We start from the raw sequence: 13840 nt of genomic DNA, 5'->3' as shown, positions 1-13840 counted from the left end.
GCTGCACAGTTTTCCATCAAACGCGCCTGGCGCGAAGGCAGTTCCATCGCAACCCCGCCTCCCTTGGAACGCAGGATCACGAGCGACTGGCGCTGTCGACGCTGCGGTATAGGATGCCGAGCTTGAACACCTGATGAATGTGCGACCGGCGCTTCCCGCCGGACGAACCAGGCGGAGATGAGGATGGCGCAGGCGGATCAAGGACAGCCGGCTCGCATCTATGGAGCAGCGGCGCGTCACATGCACTGGATCACGGCTGCGGCCGTCATCGTGATGGTCCCCGCGGGGCTGGCGATGACGTATCGCGGCGACACGCTGAACATCTGGGATGCCACGACCAATGCGATGTACAGCGCGCACAAGCTGTTCGGTTTCCTCGTGCTCTGGCTCGTCGCCGGGCGGCTGGCCTATCGCCTGCTCAAGGGCGCGCCGCCCGACGAGCCGACGCTGACCCCGCTGCAGAAGGCGGGCTCGCATCTCGTCCACTGGCTGCTCTACGGGCTGCTTCTCGTGGTGCCGCTGCTGGGCTGGATCGGCGTGTCGCTCTACCCGTCGCTGACCGTCTTCGGCCTGTTCGATCTGCCGGCCTTGACGGCGCCCAACCAGCAGCGCGCGGAGGCCGTACTGGAGATCCATGGCAAGCTCGCCATTGCGATGGCCCTGCTCGCCTGCGCCCATATCGGGGCGGCGCTCTATCATCATTTCATCCGCCGCGACGGCGTGCTGCGGCGGATGCTGCCCGGGCTCAAGTAAACGGGACGGTCAGACCGGCCGCGCCCAGAGATCGTGATGGCCGACCAGGGCGGAGGGTTTCTGCGCCTTGGAGGCCAGCCAGTCGGCGACCGTCGCGGGATCGACATGGCCGGTTTCGAGCACCGCGTCGGCGATGCCCTTGGCCAGCACCTGAGCGAGTTCGTGCCGCGTCTCGTCGATGCGCCAGGCACTGTCGCCGATCGAAACCGCGAAGCCCGATTTCCGGAACGCCTCGGCGAGGACATCGGTCGCCTCCGGGCCCGCGGCGGGACCGAAGCCCTTGTCGCCATGCTGGTGATGCTTGAAGGCCGCGAGCATGCGGGCATCGGCCGGATGGGGCGGCTGCCAGGTTTCGCGCCCGTCATAGGTCAGCACGGTGTAGAGCGGCAGGCGCAGGCTGGTTAGGCCGGCGACGAAGCGTTCCAGCCAGCGCCGCGAGGTCAGGTCGAAGAGCGCGGCCGCGGTGACGAGGTCGGGCTGCCAGCCCAGCACCCATTCGAGATCCTTGTTGAGGTCGGCCTGCCGCGTGTCGACCGTCATGAGATGGTCGCCCTTCCGCAGGACGAGTTCCTCGCCTTGCTCGCGCGCCTCGTCAGCCCAGCCGGCCAGGGTCTGCCGGGTCGCGGCGAGCAGCCGTTCGTCGAGATCGACAAGCGTCCAGTGCTGGCGTAGCGGCAGCGCCGCATAGGTGCCGCGCAGGTTCGAACCGGCACCGCAGCCGAGATCGACCACGGTGAGCGAGCCCTTGGCGGCGAAATGCGCGCCGACGGCGCCGAGCACCTGCGGGTTGCGGGCCGCGTGGTCGGCCGGCTCACGCAGCGCCAGCCATTCCGGAGAAAACCCCCCCATCAGCCCCCCTTTCGCCCGAAATCGGGCAGACAGATCCCGGCGACGATGGTCGCCGTTTCGCGCCAGCGCGGCAGGGCCGCGGCGGCGGCCCAGGCTGCATCGGCCATCGACCGGCGCAGAGCCGGCGCATCAATCAGGCTTGCCAGGGCCTTGGCAAGAGCGGCGGCGTCGCCGGGCGCGACTTTCAGGGCCGCAGCGTCCGGCGCGGTCTCCGCCGCCGCACCTCCGGTGGTGCAGACGATCGGCAGGCCACGGGCGAGCGCCTCCGTCAGCACCATGCCATAGCCTTCGAAGAGCGAGGGCATCACGAAGAGGTCGGTGCGGGCATAGGCTTCGGCGAGGGCAGCGTCCGGGATGGCGCCTGCAAGTTCGATCCGTCCGCCCAGATCCGCGGAGTCGATCGCGGCGACGAGGTCGCGCATCGTCTCGGGCGAGCGGTCGGTCGCACCGACGATCGTCAGCCGCCAGTCGCGGTCGCGCAGTCCGGCAAGGGCCTCAACGAGGACCCGGTAGCCCTTGCGCGGGACGACCGAGCCGACCGCCAGAAGGTGCAGCGGCCGCCCCTCCGCCGAGCCCGTGGCGCGTGGCGCCGGATCGACGCCGGGCAGGGCAACGGCGATGCGCGCCTCCGGGACCCCGAAATCGGAGATCAGCAGCCGCTTGGTAGCCGGGCTCGTCGTCACCACCGCGCGGACGTATCGCAGCGCGGCCGTCTCGCGCTCGTGCAGACGCTGCGCCATCTCCGGCGCCAGCCCGGTTTCCAGCGCGAGCGGATGATGGACCAGCGCCACGACGCGGCCTGCGAGCCCTGCCGCGATCCCCTCCGGAAAGGCGCCATAGGCAAGGCCGTCGATCAGCAGCGTGTCGTCATAGGGTCGCTGAAGGAGGGCCCGGCCGGTCTCGTGGAGATCGGCTTCGGTGGGGAAGGGAAAGGAGCCCGGCAGAGGGACATGCTCCGCCGGGACGTCCATCGCGCGCCATTCCGCCAGCAGCCGCCGGTCATAGGCGTAGCCGCCCGTCGGCAGGTCGATATCGCCTGGAATGGCGAAGGCGATCGTGCTCACGCGAGCGCGCCCTCATAGGTGGCGCGGGCGAGATCGGTCTCGTGCAGCGTGACGCGGATGCGGGCAAGCCCCGCGCCGTCCTGCCCGAGCGCGCCGGAGCGCGCTGCCGTCGCCATGGCGTCGAAGATGTATTTGCAGAGGAATTCGGTGGTCGTCAGCACGCCGGCGAATTGCGGCAGCGTGTCGAGGTTCTGATAGTTGAGCGGCTTCAGCGTCCTGTTCAGGACGTCGAGCGCGGCACCGATGTCGACCACGACATTCTGCTTGGTCAGCGTTTCCCGGAAGAAGGCGACGTCGACCACGAAGGTCGCACCGTGCATGTTCTGGGCGGGGCCGAAAAAGGGATCGGGCAGCGAATGGCCGATCATGATGCGGTCGCGGACTTCGACGGAAAACATGGATGGTCCTCGGTTGGAGTGGGGTCGCCTCAGGCCTGGAGCGGTCGCTGGCCGAGCGACTGGGACAAACGCAGCAGATAGCCATCGGGGTCCTGGACGAGAAACTGCCGCACGCCGGTCTCTTCCGCGGCACTGATCCTGTACCAGCGCTCCTCGGGCCCGAAGAAAATCGGCCAGGGCGCGTGCTTGAGGCGCTCGAGCAGAGGGGCGATGTCGCCGACCGTCATCTCGAAATTGATGCCGCGCCCATAGGGCTTTTCCCGCAGCCCCGTGTCCCAGCAGCGCTCTGAGGGACCGGTCTCGTATTCTTCCAGCATGAACTCGATGCCCCCGCGCTCGATCGCCGCGAAGCCCTGCTCGGGTCGGTCGTAGAGCACGCGGAAGCCCAGCAGGTCACACCAGAAGGCGAGGCTCGCGGGCAGTGCGGTCACGTAAAGCTCCGGCACCAGGGCAGGGCGCGGATATGTCCGAGGCGGTGTCATGGGCCCGCTTCATAACAGATGGCGGCCGTCAGACCATGCCAGGAGGGATCCAGCACCGCAGGCAGACGGGCCGGCGCCTCGGCGAAAGGAATGTCCTCGCTGATCAGCGCGTCGAGCCGGTCGTCGGCGAGGAGCGCCATGGCGGCGGCGGCGCGGCGGCCATAGTCCCAGCGCGGGCGCCGCGACGGCGCGATGCCGCCGACCTGCGTCGAGACGAGCTGCAGCCGGCCGGCGTGAAAGGCGCCTCCGAGCGGAGCCGGAACTGTGCCCTCGCCATACCAGCTCAGCTCGACAATGCGGGCCTCGTAGCCCGCCGACGCGACGGCGGTGGCGAGGCCGGCGGGCGAGGCGCTGGCATGGAAGACGAGATCGGCCCCCGTCGGCGCGTCCGCCGGCAGGGCGAAACCGAAGCCGAGTGCCTGCGCCAATTCGGCGCGTGACGGCGAGACATCGACCAGTGTCACCTCTGCACCGGGCAGGCGCGCCGCGAGCCAGGCCACGAGGAGACCGAGCACGCCACCGCCGACCACGACGATGCGGTCCGCCGGGCCGGAGCCGGCATCCCAATGGGCGTTGAGCGCGGTCTCCATATTGGCGGCGAGGACCGCGCGGCGGGCCGGCACCGCGTCGGGCACCGGGGTGAGCCGGTCGGCCGGCGCGACGAAGCGGTTCTGATGCGGATGCAGGCAGAAGACCGTCTCGCCCAGCCGCTCGGCGGGGCCCGCCTCCACCACGCCCACGGCGCAGTAACCGTATTTCACGGGGAAGGGGAAATCGCCGGTCTGGAAGGGGGCGCGCATGCGGCCATATTCGCCCTCGGGCACGCGGCCCTCGCAGACGAGTCGCTCGGTTCCGCGGCTGACGCCGCTCCAGAGCGTGCGGACGAGGCAGTTATCCGCGCCGAGCGGCGGCAGGGCCTCAGCGTTCAGGGCGCATTCACGCGGCGCAACATACCAAAGCGCCGTCGCCTGGATGCTTGCACTGGACGGAAATGCCGGCTTTAGCTCCCCGGCCTTGTCGTTCGGCGCCATGTCCTGCTTCCCGTCCCCTCTGCCCTCACCGCCTCGCCTCGATCGATCGCATGACAGAGACAGCCATGAACGAGCGCCCCGCTCCGACCACGTTCCAGCCGGCGGCGCAAGGCCTGACCCTCGACGCCTTGCCGCTCTCCGCGACGGGCATGACCCCCGCCGGGCTGCAGGAGAAGGCAGTGCTGTCGCGCCGCCGCTGGCTGGTGCTCGCGCTCAATCTGGCGACGCTGGCGGGACTGCTCTTTGGACTGGCGCAGGTGCTCGGGGCAGGCGGCTGGACTGCCGCGGATGGTGCGATCTTTGTCGCCTTCCTGTTCGGCGCGCCCTGGACCGTGCTGGGCTTCTGGAATGCCGTGCTCGGCTTCTGGCTGCTGCACGGTGTGAAGGACGGGCTCGAGCGAGTCGCGCCTTTCGCGGCCGCTGGCGATCTGCCAACGCCGATCCAGGTTCGGACGGCCGTTTTGATGACGCTGCGCAACGAGGACCCGGCCCGGGCGTTTGCGCGGCTCCATGTGGTCAAGAAGAGCCTCAATGCCACGGGCGAGGGCGGCTGGTACGACTATTTCGTCCTCTCCGACACCAATGATCCCGACGTCGCCGCGGCCGAGGAAAGGCTGGCTGCCGCCTGGCAGCAGGAGGCGGGCGAGGATTGCCGCATCGTCTATCGCCGCCGCAGCGACAATGCGGGATTCAAGGCCGGCAATGTCCGCGACTTCTGCGAGCGCTGGGGCGCCGATTACGAGCTCATGCTGCCGCTCGATGCCGACAGTGTGATGTCGGGCGAGGCGATCGTCAAGCTGACGCGGATGATGCAGGCCTATCCGAAGCTCGGCATCCTGCAGAGCCTGGTCGTCGGCATGCCGAGCCAGTCGGCGTTCGCGCGCATCTTCCAGTTCGGCATGCGCCAGGGCATGCGGCCCTACACCATGGGATCCGCCTGGTGGATCGGCGATTGCGGCCCGTTCTGGGGTCATAACGCGCTGGTGCGCATCGCGCCTTTCCGCGATGGCTGCCATCTGCCCGTGCTGCCGGGCCGCCCGCCGCTGGGCGGGGCCGTGATGAGCCACGATCAGGTCGAGGCGACGCTGATGCGCCGCGCCGGCTACGAGGTGCGCGTGCTGCCGGTCGAGGATGGCAGCTGGGAGGAAAACCCACCGACCATGCTCGACTTCGCCAAGCGCGACCTGCGCTGGTGCCTCGGCAATCTGCAGTATCTGAAGCTGATGGACATTCCCGGCCTGCTGCCGATGAGCCGCTTCCAGCTGTTCTGGGCGATCCTGATGTTCCTCGGCCTGCCGGCCTGGACGCTGATGATCGCGCTGCTGCCGCTGAAGGCCATCGAGGATCGCGGCATCGCCGACTATCCCACTGGGGTCGCAGCCGGGCTCTATTTGCTCTTTCTGGCGATGTATCTCTCGCCCAAGCTCGCGGGCCTCGCGGACATCCTGCTGAGGCGGGGCGGTGCCGCCGCCTATGGCGGGCGTCTGCGCTTCGTCGCCTCGGCGGCGATCGAACTGGTCTTCGCCTTCCTGCAGGGCGCGGTGTCGAGCTTCCGCACGACGCTCTTCATGATCGGGCTGCTGTTCGGCCGCTCGCGCATCGGCTGGGGCGGGCAGGCTCGTGACGCCCATGCGCTCTCGCTGGCAACGGCGTTTGCAGGGCTGTGGCCGCATCTGCTTTTCGCGCTCTATCTGTTCGGCACGTTGGCGGTGATATCTCCGGTGCTGCTGATCTGGTCGCTGCCGCTGACGGCTGGCTATCTGCTGGCGATCCCCTTTGCGATGGCGACGGCGCTGCCCTCGCTCGGCGCTTGGTTCGCGCGGCGGGGCCTCTGCGGCATCCCCGAGGATTTCGACCCGCCGCCAGTGCTGCAGGCGATCCGCGCCGAGGCTCGTCCATGAATCCCATGCTCCACGCACCCGGCACGGCGAAGGCCATCGGCCGGTCGCTTCGGGTCTATCACGGCGACAAGTCCCGCCATCCGGCGATGGACGCGCTCTACGGCCGGTTTCTGAAGCCGGGCGACCTCGCCTTCGACATCGGCGCGCATGTCGGCGACCGCATCTCCTGCTTCCGTCGGCTTGGTGCGCATGTGGTCGCGCTCGAACCTCAGCCGGGGCCGGCGCGTGCGCTGCGGCTGATCCATGGCCGCGACCCGCAGGTCACGCTGGTCGAGGCCGCCTGCGGCGATGCCGAAGGCGTCGTGCGGCTGCGGATCAACAGCGCCAACCCCACCGTTTCGACGGCCTCCGACGCCTTCGTCGGCGCGGCGCGCGGGGCGGAAGGCTGGCAGGAGCAGGTCTGGGACCGCGAGATCGAGGTGCCCTCCACGACGCTCGACGCGCTGATCGCGCGCCATGGGCTGCCGGCGCTGCTGAAGATCGACGTCGAGGGGTTTGAGGCGCATGTGCTCGCGGGTCTCTCCCGGCGCGTGCCGGTGATCTCCTTCGAGTTCACCACCATCCAGCGTGATGTTGCGGAGGCTTGCCTCGCCCGCCTCGAGGCGCTGGGGCCGTATCGCTTCACGGTCTCACTGGGCGAAAGCCAACAGCTTGATCTTTCGGAGCCGGTCACAGGAGAGGCCATGCTCGATTATCTGCGCGCCCTTCCGCATTCCGCCAATTCGGGCGATGTCTACGCCCTCCTGCAGAACTGAGATCCGACCCCGATGCGCGCCAACCGTCTTCGCCTCGCCCTGTTCGCCCTGGCCCTCTCGGCAGCCCCCGCTTTCGCGGCCAGCGACGTGGCGGTGGAGGTCAAGAACGAGTCGGAGCCGGTGCTCTGCGCCGAGAAGGACAACGTCACCATCAAGGCGATCTCGCCCGAAGTGCGGCGCTTCCAGATCGAGGCGGCGCATCCGGCCTATATCGCCGGGCTGATGCGCGACAACTGGGATGCGGACTGGACCGCCTGCGACATGACGGGCGACCCGGTCTTCGCCGCCGTGACCCCGCCGCGGCGCGTCACCTTCTACGAGAGCATCGAGTACTGGCTCGTCGGGTACACCTTCCCGACCTTCTGGAGGCCATCCGAGACAACCTTCAAGGTCGGTGACCGCGTCGAGAAGGGCCTGCATCTCGTCCAGCTCTGGAAGCTCGGCAAGGATCGTTCGCACGAATTGCTCGTGGTCTATCCGCAGGACGGCTACTGGCGCGCCCGGCCGATGCCGCCGGCGCCGCTCGCCGCCACCGCCTATGGCTCCTCCTTCCTGGTCGGGCCGATCGTGCAGGATGGCGCACGCCCGGTCGTCAACATCCGCGAAATCGAGTTCGACCCGAAGACGGTTTCGTTCAAGATGAGCTTCAAGGATGGTTCGAGCGGCACGCTGAAGCTCGACAGCGTCGACGAGAATCGCATGGTGCTCGACGTCGTGCTCGACCGGCCGGTGGGCGGCGGCAACGCCTTCGTCGCGCTGCGCTCGATGTACGTCACGGAGTTCAACAATGACGTCGCCCGCATCGCCATTCGCGAGCCGGGTGCCAAGGGTTGGCGCGAGGAGCCGCTGATGCCCTTCGCCGGCGGCAAGGCGACCGATGTGTGGATGGGCCGGACCACCCATTCGCGCCACAACACCTCCTCGCCCGACATGGTGTTCCGCAATTTCTCGAAAGACCCGAACCCGCGCGTCCGCGCCGAGAAGAAGTAGCCGGGGCGGGGGCGCCGGGCGGAACGCATCGCGACGATGTCGCGTTGCCGCATGACGCGGGCGGCGCGGCACGCTAGCCTTGCTTGAATCCAACAGCCTCCGGGACCGCCATGCCTCGCTTCGCCGCCAATCTCTCGATGATGTTCAACGAGTGGGCCTTCCTCGACCGCTTCAAGGCGGCCGCGGATGCCGGCTTCGCGGCGGTGGAGTTCCTGTTTCCCTACGATCACCCGGCCGAACAGGTCGGGCTGGCGTTAGCGGGAGGGCATCTCCAGCAGGCCCTGTTCAACCTGCCCCCCGGCGATTTTGCCAAGGGCGAGCGCGGCATTGCGTCCCTCGCCGGGCGGGAAGAAGAATTCCGGGCCGGCGTCGAGATCGCGCTCGCCTATGCGCACGAGACGGGAGTGAAGCGCCTGCACATGATGGCCGGCCTCGCCGATCCCGACGATGCCACCGCCCAGGCGACCTATCGCGCCTCGCTCGCCCATGCCGCCGATGCGCTCGCGCCGCACGGCATCGAGCTCCTGCTCGAGCCGATCAACGGCAAGGACATGCCGGGCTATTTCCTGAACGATTTCGACCGGGCTGCAGCCTTTGTGCGCGAGTCGGGGCGGCCGAATGTTCGGCTGCAGTTCGACATGTATCATTGCGAGCTGATCCATGGCGACGTGGCGGGACGACTGAAGGCGCTGTTCCCGCTCGTCGGCCATGTCCAGATCGCCAGCGCGCAAGGCCGCCACGAGCCGGACGACCAGGGGCCAGACTATCCGCGGCTGTTCGCCCTGCTCGACGAGCTCGGCTATGACGGCTTCGTCGGCTGCGAATACCGCCCGCGCGCGGGCACGCTGGAAGGGCTCGGCTGGTTTGCGCCCTATCGCCGGCACGACCCGCGCCCCGACCCGCTGGACATGGCGTGATGCCGCCCTTCGCTTGGCCCCTGCTGGTCGCCGATATCGGGGGCACGAATTGCCGCCTGTCGCTGGTCGAGACCGCGGGCGCCCGGCCGGTGCATCTCGCCCGTATCCCGACCGGCAGCCAGGCGACACCCGAGGCCGCGCTGGAGGCCGTGCTGACGACGCTGGCGCAACGGCCGCGCTCGGCGGTTCTCGCCGTCGCCGGGCCGCTCGAAGGGCGCGCCGCCCGGCTTACAAATGCGAACTGGACCTTCGACGGCCCCGCACTCGGCCGGGCGCTCGGGCTGGAGCAGGGGCTGCTCGTCAATGATTTCGAGGCGCAGGCGGCGTCGCTCGCCGTGATCGGCGAGGGTGACGTGACGACTCTGGTCGCCGGCGAGCCGGAAACCGGAGGCACCCGGCTCGTGCTCGGCCCGGGCACGGGCTTCGGCGCGGCGGCGCTGGTGACGCGGGCGGGGCGCAGCGTGCTGGTTCCGACCGAGGCCGGGCATATCGGCGTCGGCCCGGAAGACCCGACGGAGGAGAAGATCTGGCCGGCGCTGGCCGCCGGGCTGCCGCGCGTCACCGTCGAATCCCTTCTCAGCGGCGACGGGCTGGTGCGCTTCCACCGCGCCGTCGCGGACGGCTCCGGACTGCGCGAGCCCGATGTCAGCGCCGCCGATGTGACGACGCTCGCGCTCGACGGCGACCCGGCCGCGCTGATGGCCGTGATCTGCTTCTGGCGGCTGCTGGCCCGCGTGGCGGGGGACCTCGCGCTCGTCTTCAAGGCGACGGGCGGCGTCTATCTCTCCGGCGGGATCGTGCCGCGCCTTCTGCCGCTGGCGGCGAAGAGCGCGCTCGGGAGCGTTTTCGCCGGCAAGCCGCCGATGGAGGAGCTGGCGGCACGCTTCGCGCTGCATGTGGTGACGGCTCCGGATGCCGCCGAGCGCGGCATGGCCGCCATCGCCGCCGCGCCCCAGCGCTTCGGCCTCGACGATCCGGCGCGCTTGTGGTTTGGCTGAGGACGGCATGCCGCCCGGCGGGCCTTTCCTTCTGTGACCGCGCCCGTCTTGTCCGCCATCCTCCCCATCCAGATGCTCCGCGCGCTCGCCGCCTTCATGGTGGCGGTGCATCATGTCCAGCCGGATGCGTCGGCGCTGGCCCGGCTCGGCGGCCGATCCTTCACGCCGAGCGAAATGCTGCCCTGGATGGCGGGCGTCGACATTTTCTTCGTCGTGTCCGGCTTCATCATGGTCCATGCCTCGGCCTCGCTCTTCGACCAGCCGGGCGCACCGGCCCTGTTCCTGAAGCGGCGGCTGGTGCGGATCGTGCCGCTCTACTGGGCTGCGACGACGCTCTTCCTGCTGGTCGGCCTGGTGATCCCGGCGATCCTCAACTCGGCCGCGCCGACGCCCGGCCAGATCGCGGCCTCCTATCTGTTCTGGCCTGCTGTCTCGTCCAGCGGGTTGGTCCAGCCGGTCTATTCCCTCGGCTGGACGCTGAACTACGAGATGCTGTTCTACGCGCTGTTCGCAGCGGCCCTCGCCCTGCCGCGGGTCCTCGTTGTGCCCGCGGTGACGCTCGCTCTGGCGATCCTCGTGGGTTCAAGCGCCATGGCGGGGCCGGTGCCTCTGCCCTTCGGCTTCTGGGGCCAGCCGATCGTGCTCGAATTCGCCGCCGGCATGGGGATCGCGCTGCTGCATCGGCGTGGCTTGATGCTGGGGGCGGGCCCACGCGTCGCGCTGGTGGCCATGGCCGTCAGTCTTTTGCTTTGGAGCCCGCATGCGCCGCTGCCGGCGGGTCCGTGGCGCGATCTCGCCCTGCATGGCTTGGCAGCCGCGCTGCTGGTGCTGGCGGCGGTGACGGGGTCGCGCGAGCCGGCCGCGCCCTCGGCGCTGGGTTCGGCGCTGGTGCGGGTCGGCGACGCCTCCTATGCGCTCTATCTCGTCCACCCCTTTGCGATCCGCGGGTTGCGCGAGGTCTTCGCGCGGCTCGGGCTGCTGGAGCCCTGGCTCTTCGTCATGGCTGCCCTGGCCGGCGCGGTGATCGCGGCGCTGCTGGTGCATCGCCTGTTCGAGGCTCCGGTGACGCGCGCGTTGCGGCGCTGGACGGGCGCCTGAATCTCGCCATCAATCGAGGCGGCGGCCCTTCAGCGATTGCCCGACGACGCCTCCGCTGCGGCGGCGCTCCGGCCGCTTCGCCTTGATCGCCGCGACATGCTCGGGCTGGGGGTGGTAGCCGCGCTCCATGATCTCGAGCGAGTATTCCTCATAGGTCAGGCCGAGCGCTTCGGCGTTGTCCTCGCGGCGCAGGGCAATGTCGCGCGGCTTCTTCCAGGCCTTGCGATGGGCGAAGCGCCAGTCGAAGAAGCGGCCGATCCGCCCCGTGCCCGTCTCCGACCGGCGCTTGCGCGGCTGCAGGGGCGGCCCGCCATTATGGCCGATTCCGATGGGGCGCTGACGCGGCATGGGCTCTCCTCCGACCCGGCGGTCCCGCAAGGCTACGGTTCCGGTCGGTTTTCGCAAGCGCCGTGCCAGGGTCTGCGGGCGTGACATCGCCGGCCCGCCGGTCTATCCCGCCTTCCATCTCCGACACGGACACGCCATGGCCCCCTTGCTGCATCTGCGCGACGTCGCGCTCACCTTCGGCGGACAGCCGCTGCTGGAGGCGGCCGAGATCGCGGTGTCGGCCGGAGAGCGCGTCTGCCTGGTCGGCCGCAACGGCTCGGGCAAATCCACCCTGTTGAAGATCGCGGCCGGCCTCGTCGAGCCCGATTCGGCGGAGCGTTTCGTGCAGCCGGGCGCGACGGTTCGCTATCTGCCGCAGGAGCCCGATTTCAGCGGCTACCGAACCTCGCTCGCCTATGTCGAGGCGGGGCTGGGACCGGGCGACGACGCCTATCGCGCGCAGTACCTGATCGAGGAACTCGGCCTCACCGGCGAAGAGGATTCCGCCACCATGTCGGGCGGCGAGGCGCGGCGCGCCGCCTTGGCGCGCGTTCTCGCCCCCGAGCCCGACATCCTGCTGCTCGACGAGCCGACCAACCATCTCGACCTGCCCGTGATCGAATGGCTCGAGCAGGAGCTGAAATCGCTGCGCTCGGCGATGGTGCTGATCAGCCATGACCGTCGCTTCCTGACCAATCTGTCGCGCGCGACGATCTGGCTTGATCGTGGCCTGACCCGGCGCATGGACCGTGGCTTCGGCGAGTTCGAGGCCTGGCGCGACGAGGTGCTGGCGCAGGAAGAACTCGAACGCCACAAGCTCGATCGCAAGATCGCCCGCGAGGAGGACTGGCTGCGCTATGGCGTCAGCGCCCGGCGCACCCGCAACCAGCGCCGGCTGGGCGAGCTCCACGGTCTGCGCGAGCAGCGCCGCACGGCACGTTTCGCCGTCGGGAGCGTCAAGCTGGAGGCCAGCGAAGCGCAGACCTCGGGCAAGCTGGTGATCGAGGCGCTCAACGTCTCCAAAGCTTATGGCTCGAATGTGGTGATCAAGGATCTGTCGCTGCGCGTCGCGCGGGGCGACCGGATCGGCATCGTCGGCCCCAACGGCGCCGGCAAGACGACGCTGATCAACCTCCTGACCGGGCAGCTCGAGCCCGATTCCGGCACGGTGAAGCTCGGCGTCTCGCTTGAGATGGTGACGCTCGACCAGCGCCGCGAGAGCCTCGATCCGGCTACGCCTCTGGGCGATGCGTTGACCGGCGGTGGCTCGGACCAGGTCATGGTCGGCGACACGCCGCGCCATGTCATCGCCTATATGAAGGACTTCCTGTTCCAGCCGCTGCAGCGGCGCACGCCGGTCGGCGCGCTGTCGGGCGGCGAGCGCGGCCGGCTGATGCTGGCGCGCGCGCTGGCGAAGCCCTCCAACATGCTGGTGCTGGACGAGCCGACCAACGATCTCGACCTCGAGACGCTCGACCTGCTGCAGGAGCTGCTGGCCGACTACAAGGGCACGGTGCTGCTGGTCAGCCATGACCGCGACTTCATCGACCGCGTCGTCTCCGCGACCCTGATCTCCGACGGCGACGGCGTCTGGACCGAGTTCGCCGGCGGCTACACCGATATGCTGGCACAGCGCGGGCGCGGCGTCGGCGCGAAGGTCAGGGTGGCGTCGAAGGCCGGTGTCGCTGCGGCGGAGCCGGCTGCTGCCCCGTCGAGCGCCCCCGTCGCGCCGACCTCAAAGCGCAAGCTCTCCTTCAATGAGAAGCATGCGCTGGAGACGCTGCCCAAGACGATCGCGGCCTTGCAGGCAGAGGCCGCCAAGCTCAACCAGGCGCTCGCCGGCGATCTCTACACCCGCGATCCCAAGCTCTTCGCCAAGGCTACGACCCGGCTCGACCAGGTGACCCGCGAGATCGCCGGGCTCGAGGAGCGCTGGCTGGAACTGGAGATGCTCCGAGAAGAAATCGGGGCGTAAGGGCCGCTACAGGCGGCCGGCTGACAGGAAAACGACGATGAGACTGAAGGGCAAGACGGCGCTGATCACCGGCGCGGCGCAGGGGTTCGGGTTCGGCATCGCCGAGACCTTCGTGCGCGAGGGCGCGCGGGTTGCGGTGCTCGACCTCAACGGCGACAAGGCGAAGGAGGCCGCCCAGGCGATCGGCCGGCGGGCCTTCGCCGTGACCTGCGACGTCGCCAAGGGCAAGAGCGTCGAGAAGGCGGTCGCGCGCGTCATCGCCAAGGTCGGCCGGCTCGACATCGTCGTCAACAATGCCGGCA

General features: G+C 69.3%; 15 protein-coding genes. 9 read left to right on the top strand and 6 right to left on the bottom strand.

What is annotated here, in order from left to right; genetic code table 11:
- Positions 1 to 183 precede the first annotated feature (183 nt).
- Entirely contained in the window at positions 184 to 753 is a 570-nt protein-coding gene (locus tag AX750_RS02845; RefSeq protein ID WP_066720346.1) for a cytochrome b, read from the top strand.
- A gap of 9 nt (positions 754 to 762) precedes the next feature.
- Here the strand turns inward: AX750_RS02845 and AX750_RS02840 are convergent, their stop codons facing one another.
- The 5 genes from AX750_RS02840 to AX750_RS02820 are packed head-to-tail and all read right to left on the bottom strand — an operon-like array spanning position 763 to position 4577.
- Positions 763 to 1602, bottom strand: a complete 840-nt coding sequence (locus AX750_RS02840) for a class I SAM-dependent methyltransferase (protein WP_066720348.1) — start codon at positions 1600 to 1602, stop codon at positions 763 to 765.
- Positions 1602 to 2666 (bottom strand): glycosyltransferase family 4 protein, encoded by a 1065-nt coding sequence (locus AX750_RS02835; protein WP_066720350.1) that lies wholly within the window; start codon positions 2664 to 2666, stop codon positions 1602 to 1604. The genes AX750_RS02840 and AX750_RS02835 overlap by 1 nt, the downstream gene beginning before the upstream one ends.
- Positions 2663 to 3064 carry a 6-carboxytetrahydropterin synthase gene (locus tag AX750_RS02830; protein WP_066720353.1) on the bottom strand — a complete coding sequence of 134 codons (402 nt, stop codon included), beginning with the start codon at positions 3062 to 3064 and terminating at the stop codon, positions 2663 to 2665. The genes AX750_RS02835 and AX750_RS02830 overlap by 4 nt, the downstream gene beginning before the upstream one ends.
- 29 nt (positions 3065 to 3093) lie before the next feature.
- A complete protein-coding gene (locus AX750_RS02825; RefSeq protein WP_245282289.1) occupies positions 3094 to 3495 on the bottom strand; it encodes a VOC family protein in 402 nt (133 codons plus the stop codon).
- Positions 3496 to 3542: 47 nt separating this feature from the next.
- A complete protein-coding gene (locus tag AX750_RS02820; RefSeq protein ID WP_066720359.1) occupies positions 3543 to 4577 on the bottom strand; it encodes a zinc-binding alcohol dehydrogenase in 1035 nt (344 codons plus the stop codon).
- Between the two features lie 50 nt (positions 4578 to 4627).
- Between AX750_RS02820 and mdoH the strand changes: the two genes are divergently transcribed.
- The 6 genes from mdoH to AX750_RS02790 all read left to right on the top strand — a co-directional run bounded on the left by mdoH (position 4628) and on the right by AX750_RS02790 (position 11236).
- Complete coding sequence (gene mdoH, locus AX750_RS02815) at positions 4628 to 6478, top strand: glucans biosynthesis glucosyltransferase MdoH (RefSeq protein ID WP_082735323.1); 1851 nt, start codon at positions 4628 to 4630, stop codon at positions 6476 to 6478.
- On the top strand, positions 6475 to 7233 hold the full coding sequence (locus AX750_RS02810) for an FkbM family methyltransferase (RefSeq protein WP_066720365.1): 759 nt from the start codon (positions 6475 to 6477) through the stop codon (positions 7231 to 7233). Before mdoH ends, AX750_RS02810 begins: the two co-directional genes overlap by 4 nt.
- A gap of 12 nt (positions 7234 to 7245) precedes the next feature.
- The gene (locus tag AX750_RS02805; RefSeq protein WP_066720368.1) at positions 7246 to 8223 is read left to right on the top strand and encodes a hypothetical protein; all 978 of its coding nucleotides are present in this window, start codon (positions 7246 to 7248) and stop codon (positions 8221 to 8223) included.
- Positions 8224 to 8333: 110 nt separating this feature from the next.
- The gene (gene otnI, locus AX750_RS02800; protein ID WP_066720374.1) at positions 8334 to 9140 is read left to right on the top strand and encodes a 2-oxo-tetronate isomerase; all 807 of its coding nucleotides are present in this window, start codon (positions 8334 to 8336) and stop codon (positions 9138 to 9140) included.
- Entirely contained in the window at positions 9140 to 10138 is a 999-nt protein-coding gene (locus AX750_RS02795) for a glucokinase (protein WP_066720376.1), read from the top strand. The genes otnI and AX750_RS02795 overlap by 1 nt, the downstream gene beginning before the upstream one ends.
- Positions 10139 to 10186: 48 nt before the next feature.
- Positions 10187 to 11236, top strand: coding sequence for an acyltransferase (locus AX750_RS02790; RefSeq protein WP_245282288.1), 1050 nt, complete (start codon positions 10187 to 10189; stop codon positions 11234 to 11236).
- 9 nt (positions 11237 to 11245) lie between these two features.
- Here AX750_RS02790 and AX750_RS02785 read toward each other — a convergent pair whose 3' ends face one another.
- Positions 11246 to 11584, bottom strand: a complete 339-nt coding sequence (locus AX750_RS02785; RefSeq protein WP_066720379.1) for a hypothetical protein — start codon at positions 11582 to 11584, stop codon at positions 11246 to 11248.
- A gap of 136 nt (positions 11585 to 11720) precedes the next feature.
- On the opposite strand from AX750_RS02785, the gene AX750_RS02780 reads away from it, so the two are divergent.
- Positions 11721 to 13538, top strand: coding sequence for an ATP-binding cassette domain-containing protein (locus AX750_RS02780; protein WP_066720382.1), 1818 nt, complete (start codon positions 11721 to 11723; stop codon positions 13536 to 13538).
- Between the two features lie 37 nt (positions 13539 to 13575).
- On the top strand, positions 13576 to 13840 hold a 265-nt coding region (locus AX750_RS02775; RefSeq protein ID WP_156449970.1), incomplete at its 3' end, for an SDR family NAD(P)-dependent oxidoreductase.

Origin of the sequence: Methylobacterium sp. CCH7-A2 (genome assembly GCF_001557075.1) — a bacterium.
Taxonomy (GTDB): Bacteria; Pseudomonadota; Alphaproteobacteria; order Rhizobiales; family Beijerinckiaceae; genus Allobosea; species Allobosea massiliensis.
This window is presented reverse-complemented; position numbering and strand designations above follow the sequence as displayed.